Raw genomic sequence first — 22,667 nt, 5'->3', positions numbered from 1 at the left:
CTCATATCACCTCACTTTAAATTACCCGATAACCTCAAGGACAAACAAAAAACAATTGTAAAATGATACAAAATGTATCATTTTAAGGTTATACTCAGTACATAAACTCTCTTCAATGCACTCGTTGTATAAATCGCAAGGGGGAATCGTGTGTGAACATTGTGATTACAGGGGCTTCTGGATTTTTGGGATTTAATCTTTCACAGTATTTGGCCCAAAAGGGGCATCGAATTACCCTTTTGGATCGGGATGATTATTGTCAGAGGCTTGTTCATATCTCTCCTCTGCATGAGATGCCTTTCATCTGTTGTGACCTTGCATCAGATCGGATTCAGCTGCCTGCAGGAACGGATTACATTATTCATCTGGCTGCCATGCCACATGTGGATTATTCGTATCATCAGCCAGGGGAAGTTTTCCGCAATAATACGCTCAGCACACAGGCTATCCTTCAATATGCTACGGAACATCACATACCGGTCTTGCTGGCCTCATCCGTTGAAGTTTATGGCGGCGATTGGGGCAGAGTCTATCATGAATCGGATCCGTATGCACCCGTCTCTCCTTATTCCGCGTCCAAAGTCGCCTGTGAAATGCTTGCTCATTCATACGCTCAATGTTACCAGCTTCCAGTCAAACTCTTCCGTTTGACCAACCTCTATGGTCCATGGCAATTGCCAGACCGTGTTATTCCCCGAAACTTCGGTCGGATGCTGGATGGACTGCCTCTGGATATCCAGGGATCGGCAGTGAGGGATTTTTTGTATGTGGATGATGCGCTCCGGGCTATTGAACAGATTATGCTGAAAGGCAAAGACGGGCAAGTGTATAACATCTCAACAGGGATTGGGACAACCATGCAGGAAATCGGGGAATTGTTGAAACCGATGGATCGATCCGTAGCTGCTGTAGAGATCCGGGAGCAGGAACCAACCCAGTCCAGAGGATCCAGTCTGGTCGTGCATTCAGGCAGGTTAAGAGCGGAATTGGGATGGCTACCGCAAATTAACCTAGAGCAGGGATTGGAAAGAACCTTCCGTTGGTACCAGGCACATCCTGAATGGGTGAGACAGTTCAGCCGTGAATATCATACAACAAGAGAGACGCGCAGTTTCATTATCGATATGGCAAGGTACGCAGTTCCAGCTGTATAAATTGCACAAAAAAAGCCAGGGAAGGGTGTATTGAGTAACACCTTCCTTGGCTTTTTTGCGCCTCCGTCACATATACGGATTCATCCGAACACGGACGGTTAGGCTATTTTAAAACGATCTATTGCACGAAATCTTCGTGCTTTCTGACTTTTGCATCAAAAGAATCTAGTGATCTCTTTTAACGTCGGCAATTTTATCCTGTACAGCACCTTTGGCTTTGTCTTTTTTACCCTCAGCCTGAAGGGATCTGTTGTTGGTTGCATTACCGATCTGATCCTTCACTTCGCCTTTGGCCTTGTTTACGCCTGCTTTGATTTTATCGCTAGTTGAATTACTCATATCGAACATCTCCTTCGTTGTCTGGTGTAGTCCTAATTAACCGGGATGCCAGCATTCTAAACAAAAGAGGTTTGATACAAATTTTGCATTCGCGGCGCAAGAGGTTCATACTTGAAATAGAAAAGATGTCTCAATAATGGAATAAGGCTGTGCTCATCGCTGCATAATAACGACAGTGACCAATTTCGTTGCGCGAGATGATTGAATTTGGAAAACAATTCCTGTGGATATCGATAAACCAATCCTTCCTTGTGTACATATCGCACATCTGGTCATATGTGATCTTGTCTTAATACCACATGTGGTAGGAATACGGATCTTGGACAGGAAGATCGGCAGCGTTAGCTTGCCTGCATGGGTTGACAAAAAAATCGATTTTGTTACAATGTTCACAATATCTTCACAAGTGTAAAAAATTTCTTTTTCATGTTCATGTGTAAGAGGTGTAATATAAGGGTATAGAGTTCGGTTTCGGCCTGCTTGTCGTTTTGTGCGTCAACACATGTTGTCCGCAATAGATCCAAGATACAATGCATGATATGGGAGTGGCCATGAGCTACGCTCATCCTATTGTGTGAAATTTGGTACATTTAGATGTATTCGATGTATTTTGTGGTTCGGCTCTGCTTGACAGGCATCATGAAAGTCGCGGACTTCTATCCCAAAGTAAAGGAGGACTTTCTCTTATGTCACAATCGCCTACTCAACAAGAGGTGCCAGTTACAGAAGGTGCCAACGTTTCCGAGCGCCAGTCCTTGGACGTTCTGGATCAACTGATGAAGCCTGAGGTACAGGAGTCTTTAACCGTTCTGGTGGAGAACCTGCCTAAATTGGCTGAAATGGTTACTGCTATGACGAAAGCTTATGACTTTGCACAAAGTGTAGCAACAGACAAAGTTCTGATCAGCGACACAATGAGCGCGATGGGTGAGTTCGCTAAGCCTGTTGTAGACAAAGCTAAAGGTGTAGCTTCTGCTGCCATCGAAGCCAATGACCGTGCGCAAACAGAGCAAACTTCAGTTGGCTTGTTCGCTATGCTGAAAATGCTCAAAGATCCAAACGTACAACAATCGCTTCGTTTTGCTCAATCTTTCCTGAGCATCTTGAACGAGCGTCAACAACCGAAACGTTAAGACTTAGAAGAACGGAGGATGGATATGTCGAAGCAAATTTTGATCTTGGGTGGAGGATACGGCGGTCTGTTGACTGCATTGACTGCGCGTCAATACTTGTCTCCGGAAGAAGCGACAATTACTGTCGTGAACCGTTACCCTACACACCAAATTATCACGGAACTGCACCGTCTTGCAGCGGGAAGCATTGCTGAGCAAGCAGTAGCTCTTCCGCTCGAAAAATTGCTGCGTGGCAAAAACGTGAACTTGAAAATCGATACGGTGGATACAATCAAGCCGGACGAGAAGAAAGTTCTGATGACCAGCGGCTCCACATACTCTTACGATGCACTCGTCGTTGCCCTGGGCAGCGAAACGGCATTCTTCGGAATTCCGGGATTGCAAGAGTACAGCTTCACGCTCAAATCGGTTAGCGATGCAAACCGTATTCGTGCACATGTTGAAGCGCGTCTTGATGCGTACAAACAGTCCGGCAACAAAGCAGACGCTACGTTTGTTATTGGTGGCGGCGGCTTGACAGGTATTGAGCTTGTTGGCGAATTCGCTGACCTGCTTCCTGCAGTATGTCAAGAAAAAGGGATCGACTTCAAAGAAGTATCCCTGTACACGGTTGAAGCAGGTCCATCCATTCTGGCAGGATTCCCGCCAGAGCTGGTTGAGCGTGCAAAATCGAGTCTTGAGAAACGTGGCGTTAACTTCATCGTTGGCGTAGCGATTACTGAGATGAAAGAAAACGAAGTTCTGCTGAAAGACGGCAGTTCCATCCCTACGAACACACTCGTATGGACAGGTGGCGTACAAGGCAACGCGGTTGTTGCTAACAGCGGAATTGAAGTGGATCGTGGCCGTGCGAAAGTTACGGAAGTTCTGCAATCTACTTCTCACAAAGACGTGTTTGTTGCTGGTGACAGCGCAGTGGTCTTCCCTAGCGAAGGCGCTCGCCCTTACCCTCCAACAGCACAATTGGCTTGGCAAATGGGTGAAACCATTGGTCACAACCTGGGCGTAATGTTCAAAGGTGGCGCAATGGAATCCTTCACACCAGTATTCTCCGGTACGCTGGGAAGTCTGGGTCGTAAAGATGCTGTCGGCATGATCGGTGGCAACCAGACTCGTCTGAAAGGTCTGCCTGCAACCATGATGAAAGAAGCAAGTAACATCCGTTACCTGGCTCACATTCACGGTTTGTTCGCACTGGCTTACTAATCTTCATGCTATTCAAGGGCGCCCTTTTGGGCGTCCTTTTTTGTTGTGAGGGTTAAAAGAATCACAGGTATGCAGATGTGAAAAGGGACCAGCAGAAGTGGTCCATGTGAGGTCGCGTATAAACCACATAGGGTATATGGTATATTAATGGGACAAGGGAATATGGAACGACATGACCTGGAAGCCGGCGCTTAGAAGCGCCGGCTTTCGTTTAAATTATAGGATGAGCATCTCTAAATAAAAGGAACGGGTAGCCGCAACAAGCGTCCGTTCAACTGAGAGGAGAAATGACGTATGAACGTTTTAGTTATAGGAGCAAATGGACAAATCGGCAAGTTTGTGGTGGAGCAGCTGGTGCAGGAAGGCAAACATAAAGTAACGGCCATGATCCGCAAACCGGAGCAGGCGGATGCGCTGAAGGAACTCGGTGCAGATGTGGTGATCGGTGATCTGGAGGGCAGTGTTGAGGACTTGGCTGAGGCAATGAAGGATCATAATGCCATTGTGTTTACGGCGGGTTCTGGCGGATCTACCGGTCAGGACAAAACGCTGCTTATTGATCTCGACGGTGCGGTGAAGACGATGGAAGCCGCAGAGAAGCAAGGAATCTCCAGATATATTCTGGTCAGTGCGTATGGCGCAGATCAACGGGAGAAATGGTCAGAGTCCATCAAGCCATATTACGTGGCCAAACATTATGCGGATCGTGCACTGTTTGCAAGTGATCTGAATTACACTATTATTCGTCCTGGTGGTCTGGAGAATGAACCGGGCACGGGCAAGATTGCAGTTGGAACGGATCTGGAGCCGGGAAGCATCCCGCGTGAAGATGTGGCCCGCGTCATTGTGGCTTCTTTGCACGAAGAGAAGACGTACCGGATGGCCTTTGATCTGATTGCCGGGGATCATCCCGTAGAAGATGCTTTGGGCAAACTGTAGATAGTGTTGTAAGATAACGGGAGAATGAAATGATGGGAATGAGGGGGAGCGCTGCATGAACGAAGCCGTGCTGGTCATAGAGGATGAGCCCAAAATAGCACGTCTGCTTGAACTGGAATTACAGTATGAGGGATATCAGGTGGGCAAGGCAGGTAGTGGAACAGAAGGGTTGGAGAAGTATGCGGAAGGACAGTGGGATCTGATTCTGCTTGATGTGATGCTGCCTGGTCTGAGTGGAATTGAGGTATTGCGCCGAGTTCGGGCCAAAGATGCTGCAGTTCCGATCATTATGCTAACCGCCAAAGATTCCGTGGAAGATAAGGTATCTGGTCTTGATCTCGGAGCCAATGACTACATCACCAAGCCGTTTCAGATTGAAGAATTACTAGCCAGAGTTCGGGCCGCATTACGGCTTAGTGCAGTCGCGTCCGTTGCTTCTTCTGCTTCATCTTCTACATCTAGTGCAGGGAATGACTCGTCTGGGTATAAGGATGAAGCTGAGGGCTGGTTAACGGCTGCCGGATTGAAACTGCATGAAGGAACGCGAGAGGTATTTCGAGATGGTGTGCCTATTGAGCTTACTCCGCGTGAGTTCGACCTGCTGGTGTACCTGCTTCAGAATCAACGTCAGGTGCTCAGTCGTGACCAGATTGTGCAGGCTGTTTGGGGATACGATTATTATGGAGATACCAATGTGGTGGATGTGTATATCCGTTATGTGCGCAAAAAGGTGGATAACGGATTCACTCCCCCTTTAATACATACCGTACGTGGCGTAGGATACGTCCTGAAGGAACAGTTATGAGCCTGCGCAGTAAAATCTACGGATATTCGTCTGTATTATTTGCTGTGCTGTTAATCGCGGTGAACCTGTCCGTCTATATCGTGTTTGAGCGGATGTCGATTGATAACGAGGTTAATCGGGTGGAGGCGGAAGCGGAGTCCATTGTCAAAGGAGTGCGTCAGTCTGCCGGCTCTATTCCGCCGGACGACTTGCTGCGGGCCTACGCGCCTGTGAACGGCATGCTTCGGATCGTCAATGAAGACGGCACCAGTTCCCCGGTGACGACAACAGCAGCTTCTGAGCAGCTCAGCAAGCTGCCTTATAAGTACGAAAGTGAGAAGAAGTCAGAGTATACCCAAGTGGAACAGATTGGGTATGTATGGGTTTCAGTCCCGGTCATCTGGCCAGATGGCGAGGTGGTGAATGTGCAGGTCACCGAGAGCGTTGCAGAGACAGAGAATCGCCTTTCTGTACTGCGAACCGTGCTTGTGGCGGTCACGATTATTGCTCTCATCCCAGCCATTATCTCCAGTCGGATTCTGGCGAACCGGATGACCAGACCGATTCAGCAGATGACACGAACGATGAGTGACATTCAGTCCAGCGGCCAATTCAAGCGTCTTCCACTGGAGGAAGGATCGAAGGATGAACTGAAAACGATGGGGCAGACGTTCAACCGGATGATGGACCTGCTCGAATCGAACTTTGAACGACAGGAACGATTCGTATCCGATGCATCTCATGAGCTCAAAACTCCACTGACCATTATTGAGAGTTATGCCAGTCTGCTACAGCGGCGAGGAAAAGAGCGGCCCGAGGTATTTGATGAAGCGGTGGAAGCGATTCTGTCCGAATCTGTCCGTATGCGGGAGATGACCGAGCAACTGCTACTGCTCGCGAAGCAGCCAGAGCAGTGGAATGTGCAGTTGGCGCGTGTGGATATCACAAGACTGGCAACAGACTCCACACGTGCGTTTCGCGAAGCCTATCACCGCGAAGTCCGGTGTGAAGATTCGGGTCCAATCTGGGCGATCAGCGATGAGAGCAAGCTGAAGCAGTTGTTGTTTATTTTGCTGGATAATGCCCGTAAGTATAGTGAAGATGCGATTGAAGTCAGGCTGGAAGCCAAGGGACAAGAGTGCCGTATTCGGATCGTGGATACCGGGATTGGTATGCGGGATGATGAGCTGGAGAAGGTATTTGACCGATTCTACCGGGTTGATCCGGCCAGAACACGCAGTGGAGGTGCAAGCGGTTCAGGTCTGGGGTTATCTCTTGCCAAAGAACTTGCCGGTGCAGTGGGAGCCCGAATTGAACTGACCAGCACCGAGGGTGAAGGGACCGAAGCTTCGATTATTTTGCCCCTATCGGTTCAGAACGGACCGCTCTCATGAAATTCTCATTCTTCTCTTATATACTGATAAGCATCAGATCAACTGGGGATGATAAGAGAGTGCATAGGGGGAAACGTGATGACAGAGCATGAGCAGCGACCACCGGAAATGAAACGGGAAGAACAAGGGAACAGCGGATGGGCTAAATCGCGAAGATCACTCTGGTGGAGTGCAGGAATTCTGGTTGTGCTGATTGTGGCAGTTGTTGCTTGGTGGAAGCCGTGGCAAACGACTGGTGCGGTGCTTACGGCAGATGCAGCAGCTCAATCCGTACTGGATCAATATCCAGGGGAGATTGTGAATTCTACGCTGAAGGACGGGACGTACATTATGCAGCTTCGCTCGGAGACCGGACTGTATGATGTGCAAGTGGATGCCGTTACAGCCACTGTGAATTCCATCAAACGACTGGAGTCCAATCCGCAAGCGGAAGAGAAGACGTTATGGAGCCGCGAGCAGATCAAGACGGCGCTGTTAAAACAACAAACGGATGACCAATTGGTCTCCCTTGAACTTGTGGAGCAAGAGGGCAGTCCGGTATACACCGCGGTAGTGAAGGCAAAGGATAACAGCCGTGAAGAACTCACGATTGATCCATATACCGGAGAGACGATATCCTCCAAAACAATAGCAGCACCGACAACTGAACCGACCAAGGAAGATCCCAAGCCTCAGTTTCTGAGTGAAAAGCAAGCGAAGCAGAAGGCACTTGCAGAGGTCCCGGGAGAAGTGGACGACATCGAACTGCGTGGAACCAATAGTGGGAATCCATATTACCTGGTTGAGATTGATCTGGAGGATGGCCGGGAGGCCATTGTGCAAGTGAATGCCATCTCGGGAGTGATTCGTTCCGTGACTTGGGATGAGGACGAGGATTAACACTTGTACAGGAACCCATTGAATATAGAGTGTCACCTTGTTGAACAGATGATTCCTAATTTAGGGGTCATCTTTTTCATTTAGTTTAGATTACATGCAGAATGAACACCTGTTAAATGAGTACTCTCCTCATTTTCTCATCAAATTCTAATCTAACTCTCGCTGATCTCTCATTCCTGCAGGTTATTCTATAAATGTAGACGAGAACGAAAACAACAAACGAGGAGATGAATGATGATGATGAACAAACATAAACTTTGGATTGGTAGCTTGTCAGCAGCCGTATTACTTGGTGGATCAGCCGTAGCGGCTAGCGGGAATGTGAACGGACAATCGGTGCAAACTACACCAACATCAACAACGCAATCTGTAACACAGAATCAGAACAGCACAGGCAAAATGCTGAATGCATCACAAGCGAAAGCGCTAGCGTTGAAAGCAGCCGATGGTAAAGTGGATGACGTGGATCTGGAGCGTAGAAACGGCCAAACGTTCTATGAAATTGAGATCGACAGAAAAGGAAACAATGATGTTGTCGTTCGTCTGGATGCCTACACAGGTAAAATTCTTGCAGTCGTGAATGATGAAGACTACGATGACGACGATGATTATCAAGGTACTGTAACAAGCGACACATCTAACACCTCTGCTTCCAAGCAGGTCAAATTGACGGCATCCCAAGCTTCAAACATTGCATTGAAGCAGGTGACAGGTGGTAAAGTCACCAAAGTCGAGCTGGATCATGATGATGGTCGTTATGTGTATGAGATCGAGCTGAGAACCGCTCAAGGTGAAGCGGATGTAGATATCGATGCCAACACAGGCAAAGTGTTGTCGTTCGACCAAGATTTTGACGACGAAGATTAAGCAATAAGGGCGAGTATACGCCGATAAAACATCATATCATGCACCTGCCCACGAACAGCCACACACAGCCAGAGACAGTTACATCATGGAGGGCAGGGCAGGTATAGCAGAGGACGCCTCGGGGGAAGCGTCTTTTTGCTGTCTATGGAGAGAGCGGAGTATGAAATTGTACATGTTCAGCCGGATTGTTCACTATGCGAACAGGGACGTGGCGCATACAATCAGAGTCAGGGAGGTGAATGCCTAGCCAGTCTTGCCAAGAATTCTAATGCTATAATGCATCATCGATCGGAGGCAGATGAGACATATCGATTTTAATTTTATGTAAGCGCTTCATAAAAAACATGGAGGTGCATTACGATATGGCTATGAACGATGAATGGTTGAAAAAGAATACACATTCACATCGCTTTACCCGGCGCTTAAGTTATCTGCTTGCTTTGGTTTTGGCGCTGCAATCCATAGGTATGCTGCTTGCACCCGGACCGGATGCTTCAGCTGCTCCGCTTAGTGTAACGAACGGGATACAGTTCAAGGATACCAATGGCAATGTCGTTCATGCCCATGGGGGCGGGATGATCAAGGCAAACGGGTATTATTACTGGTTTGGAGAGAACCGCAATACGAATGGAACGTTCAAGGCAGTGTCCGTGTATCGTTCATCGGATCTGAAGAACTGGGAGTATCGCAATGATGTGCTGACCAGCAGCTCGGCTACCGAGTTAAATATCTCCAACATTGAACGCCCGAAGGTCCTCTATAACAGTTCGACTGGCAAATATGTGCTGTGGATGCACAAGGAGAATGGTCTGGATTATGGCGAGGCCCGAGTGGCGGTAGCTACTTCGAATACGGTTGATGGCAACTACACGTATGTGGGCAGTTATCGTCCACTTGGGTATGATTCCAGAGACATGACGGTATACAACGATAACGGAACCGCTTATCTGATCTCTGCGACCCGAGTGAATGCAGATCTGAATATATATAAGCTGACCCCGGATTTCCTGGGAGTGGAATCCCTTGTCACAACACTGTGGCCCGGACAATATCGTGAAGCGCCTGCTATGTTCAAAAAAGACGGCATCTACTTCCTGATCACCTCGGGTGCGACTGGCTGGAATCCGAATCAGGCCAAATATGCCACAGCCTCCAGCATTACAGGTACATGGAGCGGTCTTAGCAATTTTGGAGACAGCACAACGTATGGTTCTCAATCCACCTATGTTGTTCCGGTAGAGGGATCACAGACCACATCCTATCTCTACATGGGTGATCGCTGGGCGGGTGCCTGGAGCGGGCCCGTGCAGGATTCCAAGTATGTCTGGCTGCCCCTCTCGTTCCCGAGCGCAACCAGTCTGGCGATGAACTGGGCCAGCAGTATTACGATAGATACAACAACAGGGGCTGTGACTGGAGCGAGTACCCCGGATGTATGGGACCCGAATGCTTCATATCAGCTGATTAGCCGTAAGAGTAACAAATTGCTAAATGTCATTGGTGGTTCCGCCGCTAATGGTGCGGATCTGGAGCAGCGATCAGATGGGGGGACGACAAGTCAGCAATGGCAGATTACCGATGCGGGTGGCGGCTATGTCAAAATCATCAATCGTTCCAGTGGTAGACTGATTGGGGTGGAGAATGGTGCCACAACCGATGGGGCTGTCATTGAACAGTGGAATGATGGTGGCTGGGCCAGCCAGCAATGGCAGCTCGTCAGTGTAGGTGGTGGTTATTATAAACTGAAAAACCGCAGTACAGGCAAGGTGTTGGACATTTCCAGTCAATCCTTGGCAGATGGTGCTGCGGCCATCCAGTGGACGGATAATGGGGGTACGAATCAGCATTTTCAGATTGTTAAGATGCAATAAGACGTTTTAAATATTATAAAATAAGGTTCAACATAACGTGTAAGCCCTTGTCTCTTACCATAAGGTGGGACAGGGGCTTTATGATGTATTCACGCTTGTTACGTGATGCTTTTACTCGAAGGGGATATCCAGACGATGGCTCATATCGTGACCTATTTCCGATCATTACCATCCCAATCTGTGGTAAACTAGTAGAATTGTAGAAAAAGATAGAGACAGGAGCTGGATAACGAAGTGAGTGAACAACAAGTGCTATCAATTGAAAGCTTGCGTATGAGATACAACGGACGTTATGTGCTGAACGGCATCGATTTGGAAGTGAATCGCGGTGAGATGATTGGATATATTGGTCCAAATGGGGCTGGCAAAAGTACGACGGTTAAGATTTTACTCGGGCTGGTTGAAGGATATGTAGGCACGGTGCGAATCTTTGGTAAAGATATTGCGGATGGGGATGTAGAGTATAAGCGCAGAATTGGCTATGTTCCGGAGGTGGCGGAATTGTACGAACAATTAACGCCTGCGGAGTATCTGACTTTTACGGGAGAGTTATACGGTATGTCCTATGAAGATGCGGATTACAAAGCCAAGCTCTTAATGGATTGTTTTGGACTGGAAAAATCATATCATTCCCGCATTGCATCCTTTTCCAAAGGTATGCGTCAGAAAGTGCTGTTGATCTCTGCGCTGCTGCACGACCCGGATCTGCTATTTCTGGATGAACCACTCAGCGGATTGGATGCCAATAGTGTGATGGTGGTCAAAGAGATTTTGTCACAATTGTCAGCCAAAGGCACAACCATCTTCTATTCGTCCCACATCATGGATGTGGTGGAGAAGATCAGCAGTCGAATTGTACTGATCGCTGAAGGACGCGTGGTAGCAGACGGTACGTTCAAGCAGCTCCAACAGCAGTCCATGGAAGGTTCATTGACATTGGAGGAAGTATTCAATCAATTGACGGGCTTCAATGAACATAAAGCTATTGCGGAGCGTTTTGTATCGATTGTGCAGGAGGTGTACTGATATGGAGGAATCCTCCGACTTCCGCACGCTCAAGATTCTGGATCGCTTTCGTCCGCTCATCGCCAGAACAGGGGCTGATTATGATGTGCTGCGTTTGATTTTGCGAGTGAAGTTCCAGATGGATCAACGCAGAGTACCTACCATTTTATCCAACAATTCAGGGAAAAAGGAGCGCAAGGAAGGTAATCAGTTTCTTCGTTCCCTGTGGTTGTATGGATTAATGGGACTGATGATGGTTCCCTTCATCGTCTGGGATACGGGGCATTTCATGCTTCAGATGGGACTTGTGTTTGGCATATTAATGTTTATGATCATGACGTCTATGATCTCGGATTTTTCCTCCGTGCTGCTGGACATCCGGGATCGTAATATTATTATGACCAAGCCCGTTAATGGACGAACGGTGGGGATGGCCCGAGCCATCCATGCGGGCGTATATCTGCTATTGCTGACGGGTTCATTAACCGGTATACCGCTAATTGCCGCGTTGGTGACGCATGGGATCGGATTCTTTCTGATTTTCCTTGTAGAACTGATTCTGATCAATATGCTGATTCTGGTGACAACGTCCCTGATCTATCTGTTCATGATGAAGTTTCTGGATGGTGAGAAGCTGAAGGATATGATCAATATGGTGCAGATTCTGCTTTCCGTGGGGATTGCGATCGGTTATCAGCTGGTCATCCGTTCGTTCAGCATTATTGACTTTGGTATGGTATTTACCCCGGCATGGTGGCAGTTGCTGTTGCCTCCGTTGTGGTATGCGGCCGCATATGAATGGTTATTTGCAGGGGGCGGGAATGTGTGGATCTATACGTTCACAGCACTTGCAGTCTTGGTTCCTGTGGTGAGTATGATCGTATATGTGAAGCTTATGCCTTCCTTTGAATTGTATTTGGAAAAAATGGCACATTCGGGTCAGTCCTCCGGACGCAGACGCGGAAGATGGGATCGGTTGATCTCCAAGGTGGTCAGTCGTTCCAGAGAGGAACAGGCTTGCTTCCGTCTGTCAGCCAGCATGATGCGTAATGAACGGGAATTCAAGCTGAAGGTATATCCATCGCTTGGTTTATCATTTGTTTTACCTTATGTATTTTGGTTCACCGAATTGCAATCTTCTACCTGGGCGGAGTTTAGACAAAGTTCGTTTGTATACACCTTTTACATCGTACTGATGCTGGCTGTAACGGTTGTAGTCATGCTGAAATTTTCAGGACAATATAAGGCGTTCTGGACCTTTCGCGCTGCACCGATGGCAAATGATAGCGCGTTATACAAAGGTGCTCTGAAGGCATTTTTGTGCAACATGTTCCTGCCTATATTTCTGGCGAATGCCATTCTGTTCACCTGGACATTTGGATTACGGATACTGCCGGATATTGCAATTATTATGCTTACAGCTACGGCGCTTGTCCCACTGGCAGGCAAATTGTTGCTGCGTAAGCCACCGTTCTCCCAATCCTTTAGTATGGCGCAGCAAAGTGATGGTTGGTATGTATTTGCCGCCCTCCCTGTGCTTGCCATGTTATGGGGAGTCCATGTCTTTTTCCGATCAGTGTCAGGGGGCGTATGGATCTATGGTGCGCTACTGATCGTAGCGAATGTGTTGCTGTGGACGCTGCTGTTTCGAGAGAAGAAGACAGCGAAGAAGAGGTCGGTTGCAGTTTGAGAATAGAGTAGTAGAGAAAGAGAGTAATAGCGCTAAACAATAAGAGAGGATAAAAGAGCTAACCTAGACGCTGATGTCGAGGTTAGCTCTTTTGATAAGTGATGCTACCCCCAAAGAAACCTTCGCCCGCAACGCTAACGAACCTGAGACAACCTATTGGTGGGAATAATCAGAAAAATAAATTCTAACGAACCTCAGGAACGCTATCCTTGAAAAGTAGTTATTTAGCTTGAAAAAGGACCAAACTATGCACAATAACGTGTCTGAGATTCGTTAGATTTAAGATCCATGCTAAAAGGGGCTAATAACGTGTATCAGGTTCGTTAGAATGGAGTGAAGCAGTGGAGGCACTCTTTGAGTACGTCGAAATATTGAAATCGAGCGAAGCCTATGATGAGTTCCAGTTATATTATAACTTTGAACCAATAGCGTGGCGGCGAATGTGTTGGTGGTATGAATATACTTGGGTGGCAGGATGTTTGCATACAGAAGCTGTGTCCAGTGTAGTGATAAGGACTAGCAGTAGCGTCGTGCCCAGCAAGCGAATATTAGTTCAGGTGTGTGTGAATGCATGAGTGCACAATCACCCGGCGTGAATTGTGGTAGAAGCGAGTAAGCTAATACGGGATGGTTCTGGACTTGTTTACAGCTTAGGGTCCTATTTTGGAACGGTTCTTTATCTGCATCTTTAGGCAGAGTGGGGCGACCTATTTTTTATGGCTTGCTCGGAGGATGGATTCCGCCAGCCGATCGGCTGCATCGGCTGTAGAGATTGCAGATTGCGTAGCCTCAGCGTATACCTTGCTCAGCGTGCCTGCAATCCCCGCCACGTTCTGGAGGATCAGGTCAGGCCCGGCGCCTTCCAGCTCGTAGGCGGTGGAGATGATTCCGCCTGCGTTGAGCACATAATCAGGTGCGTACAGAATGCCGCGCGCCTGCATGCGGCCTGCAACCAGCTGTCGTTCACTCAGCTGGTTGTTGGCCGCCCCGGCAACGATGGAGCAGCGCAGCTCCTCCACCGTTGCCGGGGTCAGTACGCCCCCTAGGGCACAGGGGGCGAAGACCTTGCAGTCAGCGGCGTGGATATGGGCCGGATCGGCCGAGATGGCGCCGCTGAACTGCACAAGGGCACGTTGTACACGCTCCGGTACAACGTCTGCCACAATGAGCCGTGCCCCGGCTGCATGCAGGTAACGGCACAGGGCATACCCGACCTTGCCCAGTCCCTGGACGGCAACGGGAATGCCCTGCAAAGATGCAATGCCTTGCTGGCGCAGCGAGGTCACAATGCCGATGTATACGCCGTAGGCGGTCATCTCGGCAGTGAAGTCATCCTGCGCCCCAAGCGAACCCGTGGTGTCCGTCACATGTGCGGTCTCCATTCGGATCTGGTCCATGTCTGTCGCCGTGGTACCCAGATCAAGACCGGTCACGTAACGCCCGTTCAGCCGCTCCAGACAACGTCCCAGTGCACGAAAGCGCTGCGCCCGCCTGGATACGTCCGTATCCAGGCTTTTATCTTGTAGATGCGTCACCTGATCGGCAGCGACTTTCTGTTCAGAGGCAACCCGCTCTTGCTGCTCTACCCCTAAGTCCCCAGCAACATGCTCAACGCTTTGAGACCCGTGACTCCCCTGATCCAGTTTTGCATTCTTTGCAAAAGGTACATCCCATACGACCACTTTTCCACCGCCGTACGGTAGTCCAGAGATTGCATTTTTGTACGTCATGCCTTTGGCAAGCTTTACGGCATCCCGAACAGCTTCTTCTTGGGACGCATACGTCCAGTAACGGCATCCGCCCAGTGCAGGTCCAAGGGCTGTACTATGAATGGCAATGACTGCCCTCAATCCACTATCTGCATCATGGCAAAAAATGAGTTCCTCCATGCCTTCCCGCTCCATCTCCTGCCATAACTGCATGACGGTACCCCCTTTTGTTTTGACCCTTCCAACCTGGTACTAACCTGCTATCTTGCGCGAGCGTGCTCGGCTATATGACGATATAGCATATTCACAGACACGAGTTTTCGACCCTGGGACCTCCGCCGGGTTGATAATCGGTACAAACGGTTCTATAATGGCAGTTCCGGCATGCCGGAGAGTAGAAAATGCCTACGGATTTACATTCAACCGTTTAGAATGAGGGCATAACGTCCAATGATGGAGATAGAGCGAACGTACAGGAAGCATGGAAGAAACGAAATCGTTGAGGATATGCAGCAGAGGGCCAAGTTAGCTGTGAAGGCCAGGAAAGAGGGATTGTGATTGTTTAAAATATTGGTATTTATCTTTTTGATCCAGATTGTATACGTATCGGCTTATACATTACGGATGATTCTGACACTCAAAGGACAGAAATATATCGCCGCACTGATCAGCATGGGTGAGATTGTGATCTATGTGCTCGGTCTGAATCTGGTGCTCAAGTATCTAACCCAACCTTCTGCCCTGATCGTCTACGCGGTAGGTTATGGGCTCGGTGTGTTACTCGGGGCCTGGATCGAAGAGAAGATTGCCCTTGGTTACGTTACCGTTAAAGTAATCTGTAACCAGATGGGAAGCAACGTTGCGAATGCCCTGCGGGACAAAGGCTACGGCGTTACGGCCTGGGTGGGTAGTGGACGTGATGGAGATCGGCTCGTGATGGAGATTCTGGCGAAACGGAAAAACCAGAAACTGCTCTATCAGACGATTCTCAGTCTGGACCCCAAAGCATTTGTCATCACCGTAGAGCCCAAACAGTTCCATGGCGGCTTCTGGACACGTTCCATTAAAAAGTAAAATCGAGCAGGTCTGCAGCAGATGCAGTCCTGCTTTTTTGGTTTCATCCCATCCGACATTTTCTAGTTGCCTCGACGTATCCCTGAAACCTCACTCCCCAAGTTAACTCCGTACGATTCAAGGTTGCTTATAGTACAATCCTTTCTGTACCAGCCATTCCCGCCTACATGTGAGATAGGGATTATTGTTGTAATCGCTTTCAATATGTACATTGAGAACATGTCCTTCGTAACACGGCATGGCAGCGATGGGCGAATGTAATCATTATATTTCGGGAGGAATGGAATCGATGAAAATCAAATTTCGAAGTTTATGCAGCACAGCCTTGGCTCTAACGTTGGGGTTAACTTTATTGTCCGGACCGGCAAGTGTGCAGGCAGCGGGCAACGCAGACTACAATCTCACAGGCTTCTCCCAAGGAAATGCAGGTGGCGGGATCATCAGTGAAACGAACACATCCACATATAAGAAAGTGTATAATGCGACCGATCTGGCGTTGGCTCTGAAAAAGAACTCCGGTGTCAAAGTCGTCGAGATTATGAACGATCTGAATCTGGGATGGAATGAAATTCCGAGTGCAGCGAAGACATCTCCTTTTGCCAAGCATAATGATGCGTTGACGCATCCGGTATTGAAACAGACAGGTGTTAGCAAACTCACCATTGATGGTTTCAACGGACTCACGATTTTCTCCGCCAATGGTTCCAAAATCAAACACGTTGCGATCAGCGTGAAACGAAGCTCGGATGTCATTATCCGTAACCTGGAATTCGATGAGTTATGGGAATGGGATGAGTCCACCAAGGGCGACTATGACAAGAACGATTGGGATTATATTACCCTGGAAGAGAGCAGCAACGTATGGATTGACCACTGCACATTCAATAAAGCCTATGACGGACTCGTCGATTCGAAAAAAGGAACCAGCGGCGTGACCATCTCCTGGTCCCTTTTCAAAGGGGATGACGGCAGCTCGAATAGCTGGGTTACTCAGCAGATCAATGAATTGGAAGCAAACAAGGCTTCCTATCCCATGTACAACTACCTGCGCAGCAGTGCGGTAGGTCTCAGCAAAGCAGACATAATCGCCATCTCTGGACCGCAGAAGAAAGGGCATCTGGTCGGTTCCACCAGTCTGGAATCGGCTAATGCCAATCTGTCCATGATGCTGCACCATAACCTGTACAAGGATATTCAGGACCGCATGCCACGTCTCCGCGGAGGTAACGCACATGCTTATAATATTGTGATGGATGCAACCGGAGCACGTGCCGCCAAAGCCAAAATCACCACCGCGATGTCGACAGCGATTGCGTCCAAAGGTTATAAGTTCGATATCATTGGCAATGGGGCAATCTCCACAGAGAGCGGAGCTGTACTGGTCGAGAAATCAGTCATCAAGGATGTTCTGTATCCTGTTCGCAACAATCAGACTGATCCCGCCGATGCCAACTATACTGGCAAAATCAGAGTGACCGATACCATGTACTCCCTCGATGGAAGCTCATTCCGTGGCAGTAGTGATACATCCGGAAGTCCGCTTGCGCCGATCCCGGCCGTGGTAAAACCATTCTCCTGGAACGGCTTCACGTCACTTCCATATACCTACACCACGGATGACCCATCCACGCTGAATGCACGTCTCACCGCATCCAATGGCGCAGGTTCCGGTAAATTGACCTGGTCCAAGGATAATTGGTTGAAGACAAGTTATTAGGCGATGATGTGATGTAAGTCTGAGAACAAATCGTGGAGACATCCGAGTAAACCTGTTGCTTTTTTATTCTTCAAACAAAGAAAAGAGTGCTCCTGCAGCTACGATAGCCGGGAGTGCTCTTTTTATATGAATCAGCTTCGTGAGCGTTGTATATCGATATTCATCTTCATTACCTCAGTGAGTAATTTATGACAAATTATCCATTTTAACAAATTCACCTTGTAATTTTACTTACCGGTAAATATAATTTATTAGAATTGACCACTTATTTACCAATATACAAAAACGAGCAAGTGAATATGAGTTGAAAAATATAACACTTTTGCAATGGCTCATAGAAAGGGGGGGGTTAAATTTGGAGAACCGATCCAGCTCTTGAAGATTGTCGAAATGAATAATAAGCAATACACCTGTTAAGTTTATAAAGAAATAACACGCAAGTTTTGAAAATTAAAACAGCCGTTTCTGTCTAATACGGCTGAATATAGGGATGGTGAAGCAGCTTGGATGTATGGATATACTTCGCACTTACTCTTGTTTATTTGATACTTGTTATTCGGATGACCGTCGCTTTGACCCAGAGGAAGCAATGGCTGACGTATGCCAGTTTTCAGTTATTCGTAGCGTTCAGCTTAGCATATGATAATGGAATTATTGCTCTAGGTAATATACTAGGTGAAGGGGAACCGCTAATGGTTCTCAGTAGCCTTCGATTTTGGCTACATGCCTTTGCTACCCCTACCCTTGTTCTTGTTAGCTACCATATCTTGCGAAGCTCAGGTGCCAAGTTTGCAAATAACAGTATAACGAATGTGGCAGCATGGCTGATAACACTGGGTCTGGTTTTCTACCAGATTGTAGGCTTTACTATATCCGAGGTTAAAAATCTCACGGTTATAAAAGAGTATGGAGTACTGAGATATATGGCAGAAGGTCATGGAGGTCCGCCGATGATGGTTATCATCGTTGGGATTGTACTCTTATTTGTTAGCCTGATCGTTCTTTATAAACATAAATGGGTATGGCTGTTTGTTGGGACTGCATTGTTGTTTGTAGGGCAGTTAATCTCCCTGCCAGTGGAAAGTGGAACTTTAACCAATGTGTATGAGCTGATCCTCATCCTCTCAATTTGGCGAACGACTACATTTTTGATGGATTCAACAGATCGTCGCCGTCCTTAAGCCCCGATGCATCAGAAAAGACTGGCCAGTAAGATATAGGCCAGTCATCTGTGTTCGTTTATTTCATTTTTTAATTCAGATATCCATGGTATCTGATGAGACAGACGCAGCACTTACCGATTCACGATAGATGATGTTGCCTTTCACGTGTACACGACCGAAACTGCGGTTCGGGTTGTCGATCTTCTTGAGCATGGACTGAACTGCCGTGCGCGCCATCTGTTCCACATCCACTTCAACGGTTGTCAGCTTGGGATCGGAGAGCATGGCATAGATATCATTATCAAAACCAACAACGGAGCATTGGCCAGGTACCTGAATATCCATGGAAGTCAGTTTTTGAACCAACAGATGAGCGACCTGATCACAGTTGCATACAAAAGCGGTTGGCAGCTGCTCGGGCAGATCAATCTCAATAAATGTACCCCGTTCATCCCGATCATTCAGAACCAGATCCGGATTCATCGGCAACCGATGTTCCAGCAAGGATTTGTAATATCCGAGGAATCGGTCCTGAATGCTGCTCGTGGAATACAGGTTCCCCACGTAAGCAATGTTACGGTGGCCCTGCTGAACCAGATAGTTTGTCAGCTCATAGGCAGCGTAGAAGTTATCGGTAACGACGGAATCGATATCCGAATGTTCATCGTAGAAGTCGAGAAACATCTTGGGAACATCCATGGATCGTACCAATTCAATATACTCTTTGCTGATCTGTCCAAGCACGATGAAACCATCAACCTTGTTATCGCTGTACAGCTTGGGCAGCGTTAATTCTTCCTCATCCTCCACATTCAGAATGTGCAGAATGCCGTAGTAGCCCTGTTCCTCCAGATGTTTGGTGATGCGCTGGAACACGCGTACATAGAACGACTGCGTCGGCCCGGTAAAACGCTCCGGGATAATTACGCCAATATTATGGGTTAAGCCTTCCTTCATGGAACGGGCAGCAGCATTATACCGATAGCCCATTTCAACAGCAAGCACTTTAATTTTTTCCTTTAATTCGCCACTCACGCCATCTTTATCATTCAATGCTTTCGAGACGGTCACACTGCTGACCCCGAGCCTGTCGGCGATATCCCGCATGGTGATATTGTTCTTCAGTATGGTCGCCTCCTTCAAGCCGGTATAGGCACAATGTGCTGTCATTATGATGAGCGCTTTCTCCATACATAATAACAATCCATATCAGTATACATCGTTACCAACTTGGAATAAAGCAATTCTGACTGTTGTTTCGCTATTTTCAGCATATTTCAGGTTTGCATGAAAGGTTGCTATAGCGATGTTATGTCAATTGTTTCTGTAAAAGCTTCTCATTCTGTTCTATCAGCTGACCCCGCTGGCTGGCACAGTCCAGTGAACGATATGGATCGGCCGGTGTATTGAACGTATAATCGACTAGTTTTTCCAGAGTGGTTGTTGCCACATGACAGCGGGTATCACTGGATGCGTAATAGATAAAGACCTCATTATTTTCGTTGACCACAGCACCATTGCAGAAAATAACATTGGATACATCGCCTACACGCTCATCGTCATAAGGGGCAATGAAGTGGCCGCCCGGCTTGGCGATAATACGCGCCGGATCATTCAGATCCGTAGCGAAGGTGTATAACACATAACGCAGGCCTGCCGCGGTGTTCCGAACCCCGTGAGCAATGTGAATCCAGCCACGATCCGTTTTGAGCGGAGCAGGGCCCTGGCCATTTTTGACCTCATAGACTGTATGATATTGCCGTTCGTCGATAATCGTCTCTTCATGAATGATCGGGTTCAATATATCTTCACACAGACCGAAGGCAATTCCGCCGCCGCTGCCTGTCGAGATGAATCCGTCCTGTGGACGGGTGTAAAAGGCATACTTTCCATCCACGAATTCCGGGTGCAATACAACATTGCGCTGTTGAGGGGAATTCGTTGTGATGTTGGGCAACCGTTCCCAGCTTGTGAGATCTCGTGTCCGAACCAATCCTGCCTGTGCCACTGCGCTGGACGTGTCAAATGCAGGAGTATCCGGGTCTTTGCGTTCCGAGCAATAGATGCCATAGATCCAGCCATCCTCATGCTGAACAAGGCGCATATCATATTGATTGGTTTCATCCGCATCAATATCTTCCCAGACTAATGGTTTACCTGTAAAGCGGAATCCGTCGATGCCATTGTCACTCTCGGCGAGCGCAAAGATCGATTTGCGATCCAATCCTTCGGTACGAATAACCATGACGTATTTGCCATTGAAATAGATGGCTCCCGGATTCAGCGTCGCATTAATGCCCAGACGTTCCATGAAATGCGGGTTGGTCGTCTCATTCAGATCGAATCTCCAATGCAGCGGTACGTGGTGGCGAGTGATAACCGGATATTGATACCGATCATATATGCCGCTGTAGAAGGAATGATTGATCTCATTGGGGCGAGTAAGCAGCTGCTCCTGTTTCTCCAGTAACTCCTTGTATTTCGGGTGTATCATTCTGATCCCATCCTCTCGATTAGTTCAATGCAGAATCTGCTATTGTGATACGGGCATTTCCACGGTCCGGCAATTTCGCTCTGATCCGGTGTGCCGTTCCCATCAACCGACCAGTACCATTCCCCACCAGCGCGCTGATCAATGATGTTTTCTTTTGTATAGTTCCACAGGCGTTCCACTCTCTCCAGAAACAGTGGATCACCTGTACGCTGATATGCATTATAGAAACCGACCATCGCCTCGGCTTGAACCCACCAAATTCGCTTCTCATCGATATGGTCACCTTCTTGTTCATTTAGCAGGGAACCATCAGCATTCACGGCTACATTGGAGATGTTATAGGCAATATCCGTTACCATCGCTGCATACTGCGGATGTTGTTCCAGCCCCAGCACTTTTAACGTTTCGTCGATCAGCCAGCTGGCTTCAATGTCATGTCCGAACGAGCGCAGATCGATGATGGATTCCCACTGTTTATTGAAAAATACCCCGAGAAACTTGGTGTCTTGGTCATACACGCGTTCATACAAAATTCCGAGCAGGCGTTCCAGCGCCGCCTTCACTTGTTGATCCGGCCACACTCGATAGAGCGTGGTGTAGGCCTCCAGCACATGGATATGCGTATTCATTGTGTAATCCGCAATAACCCCATTTTCGCTCAGCATTTCATTGGGCTGTTCCTTCCATGTGCGATCAAATTGTTCCTTGTACGCAGGTAGTTCGGCATCCAGACCTTTGTCCTCGATTAGAGCAAAAAGCGTTTTTGCAAGTTCCAATGCAGAAGCATCCCCGGTAGCACGATAGTACTCACTGAGTGAATACACGCCGAATGATTGCGTATACACATGTTTGCTCGTATCCAGTGCTTCCCCTGTGTAATCTACCATCCAGTACATGCCGCCATATTCGGTATCCATCACATGATCGGCGAGAAAACGGTATGCATGTTCAGCGTGCTCGCGCCATCTTTCGTTTCCGGTAACCCGATACGCTGCTGCAAAAGACCAGAGTTGCCGTGCTGTGGCGATCCCGCCTTTGGGTGCCTGTTGATTAACCTGAAGATCATTGCCGACCCAACCGTAGAATCCACCGTGGGTTGTATCTTGAAGGTTGGACCAGAAGGGTAGAATCTGCTTCTCCCAATGTTCCTTCATCTCAGATTGGAGTTGGGTTGTTTTGGTATTCATAAGTGAGCACTCCTTCAGAATGTTACATCAATCTCAATTAGTTAAGTTAACGGTAACTTTAT

At 48.0% G+C, this 22,667-nt stretch carries 19 protein-coding genes; 14 read left to right on the top strand and 5 right to left on the bottom strand.

Annotated elements, in window-relative coordinates; translation table 11 throughout:
- Positions 1-152 precede the first annotated feature (152 nt).
- Positions 153-1,154 carry an NAD-dependent epimerase/dehydratase family protein gene (locus FS628_RS20000; protein ID WP_186327891.1) on the top strand — a complete coding sequence of 334 codons (1,002 nt, stop codon included), beginning with the start codon at positions 153-155 and terminating at the stop codon, positions 1,152-1,154.
- Positions 1,155-1,319: 165 nt separating this feature from the next.
- Here FS628_RS20000 and FS628_RS19995 read toward each other — a convergent pair whose 3' ends face one another.
- On the bottom strand, positions 1,320-1,493 hold the full coding sequence (locus FS628_RS19995; protein ID WP_017691655.1) for a CsbD family protein: 174 nt from the start codon (positions 1,491-1,493) through the stop codon (positions 1,320-1,322).
- Positions 1,494-2,179: 686 nt separating this feature from the next.
- Here FS628_RS19995 and FS628_RS19990 point away from each other — a divergent pair.
- The 10 genes from FS628_RS19990 (at position 2,180) to FS628_RS19945 (ending at position 13,261) form a co-directional block, all read left to right on the top strand.
- The gene (locus FS628_RS19990; protein WP_017691658.1) at positions 2,180-2,626 is read left to right on the top strand and encodes a DUF1641 domain-containing protein; all 447 of its coding nucleotides are present in this window, start codon (positions 2,180-2,182) and stop codon (positions 2,624-2,626) included.
- 24 nt (positions 2,627-2,650) lie between these two features.
- On the top strand, positions 2,651-3,832 hold the full coding sequence (locus FS628_RS19985) for an NAD(P)/FAD-dependent oxidoreductase (protein WP_036606574.1): 1,182 nt from the start codon (positions 2,651-2,653) through the stop codon (positions 3,830-3,832).
- A gap of 294 nt (positions 3,833-4,126) precedes the next feature.
- Positions 4,127-4,771, top strand: coding sequence for an SDR family oxidoreductase (locus FS628_RS19980; RefSeq protein WP_145324792.1), 645 nt, complete (start codon positions 4,127-4,129; stop codon positions 4,769-4,771).
- A 55-nt stretch (positions 4,772-4,826) separates the two neighbouring features.
- Positions 4,827-5,576, top strand: coding sequence for a response regulator transcription factor (locus FS628_RS19975; protein ID WP_145324791.1), 750 nt, complete (start codon positions 4,827-4,829; stop codon positions 5,574-5,576).
- Complete coding sequence (locus FS628_RS19970; protein WP_145324790.1) at positions 5,573-6,949, top strand: sensor histidine kinase; 1,377 nt, start codon at positions 5,573-5,575, stop codon at positions 6,947-6,949. Before FS628_RS19975 ends, FS628_RS19970 begins: the two co-directional genes overlap by 4 nt.
- A 78-nt stretch (positions 6,950-7,027) precedes the next feature.
- Positions 7,028-7,828, top strand: a complete 801-nt coding sequence (locus FS628_RS19965; RefSeq protein WP_186327890.1) for a PepSY domain-containing protein — start codon at positions 7,028-7,030, stop codon at positions 7,826-7,828.
- Between the two features lie 240 nt (positions 7,829-8,068).
- Positions 8,069-8,695, top strand: a complete 627-nt coding sequence (locus FS628_RS19960; protein WP_222125266.1) for a PepSY domain-containing protein — start codon at positions 8,069-8,071, stop codon at positions 8,693-8,695.
- A 362-nt stretch (positions 8,696-9,057) separates the two neighbouring features.
- On the top strand, positions 9,058-10,566 hold the full coding sequence (locus FS628_RS19955; protein WP_260871121.1) for an RICIN domain-containing protein: 1,509 nt from the start codon (positions 9,058-9,060) through the stop codon (positions 10,564-10,566).
- A 234-nt stretch (positions 10,567-10,800) separates the two neighbouring features.
- Positions 10,801-11,592 carry an ABC transporter ATP-binding protein gene (locus FS628_RS19950; RefSeq protein ID WP_145324787.1) on the top strand — a complete coding sequence of 264 codons (792 nt, stop codon included), beginning with the start codon at positions 10,801-10,803 and terminating at the stop codon, positions 11,590-11,592.
- A gap of 1 nt (position 11,593) precedes the next feature.
- Positions 11,594-13,261 carry a hypothetical protein gene (locus FS628_RS19945; RefSeq protein WP_145324786.1) on the top strand — a complete coding sequence of 556 codons (1,668 nt, stop codon included), beginning with the start codon at positions 11,594-11,596 and terminating at the stop codon, positions 13,259-13,261.
- Positions 13,262-13,968: 707 nt separating this feature from the next.
- Here the strand turns inward: FS628_RS19945 and FS628_RS19940 are convergent.
- The gene (locus FS628_RS19940; protein ID WP_145324785.1) at positions 13,969-15,183 is read right to left on the bottom strand and encodes a Leu/Phe/Val dehydrogenase; all 1,215 of its coding nucleotides are present in this window, start codon (positions 15,181-15,183) and stop codon (positions 13,969-13,971) included.
- A 345-nt stretch (positions 15,184-15,528) separates the two neighbouring features.
- Between FS628_RS19940 and FS628_RS19935 the strand changes: the two genes are divergently transcribed.
- The 3 genes from FS628_RS19935 (at position 15,529) to FS628_RS19925 (ending at position 18,942) form a co-directional block, all read left to right on the top strand.
- On the top strand, positions 15,529-16,044 hold the full coding sequence (locus FS628_RS19935) for a DUF2179 domain-containing protein (RefSeq protein ID WP_091012544.1): 516 nt from the start codon (positions 15,529-15,531) through the stop codon (positions 16,042-16,044).
- Between the two features lie 289 nt (positions 16,045-16,333).
- Entirely contained in the window at positions 16,334-17,761 is a 1,428-nt protein-coding gene (locus FS628_RS19930; protein ID WP_145324784.1) for a pectate lyase family protein, read from the top strand.
- A 692-nt stretch (positions 17,762-18,453) separates the two neighbouring features.
- On the top strand, positions 18,454-18,942 hold the full coding sequence (locus tag FS628_RS19925) for a hypothetical protein (protein ID WP_145324783.1): 489 nt from the start codon (positions 18,454-18,456) through the stop codon (positions 18,940-18,942).
- A 75-nt stretch (positions 18,943-19,017) separates the two neighbouring features.
- Here FS628_RS19925 and FS628_RS19920 read toward each other — a convergent pair whose 3' ends face one another.
- From FS628_RS19920 to FS628_RS19910, 3 genes are all read right to left on the bottom strand, one after another.
- Positions 19,018-20,094 (bottom strand): substrate-binding domain-containing protein, encoded by a 1,077-nt coding sequence (locus tag FS628_RS19920; protein WP_145324782.1) that lies wholly within the window; start codon positions 20,092-20,094, stop codon positions 19,018-19,020.
- Between the two features lie 139 nt (positions 20,095-20,233).
- On the bottom strand, positions 20,234-21,418 hold the full coding sequence (locus FS628_RS19915) for a glycoside hydrolase family 130 protein (RefSeq protein WP_145324781.1): 1,185 nt from the start codon (positions 21,416-21,418) through the stop codon (positions 20,234-20,236).
- On the bottom strand, positions 21,415-22,605 hold the full coding sequence (locus FS628_RS19910; RefSeq protein WP_145324780.1) for an AGE family epimerase/isomerase: 1,191 nt from the start codon (positions 22,603-22,605) through the stop codon (positions 21,415-21,417). Before FS628_RS19910 ends, FS628_RS19915 begins: the two co-directional genes overlap by 4 nt.
- Positions 22,606-22,667: the final 62 nt, after the last annotated feature.

It is taken from the genome of Paenibacillus xylanexedens (assembly GCF_007676705.1).
Lineage (GTDB): Bacteria > Bacillota > Bacilli > Paenibacillales > Paenibacillaceae > Paenibacillus > Paenibacillus xylanexedens_C.
The sequence above is the reverse complement of the archived record's forward strand: the minus strand, read 5'-3'. Positions and strand labels throughout refer to the sequence as shown.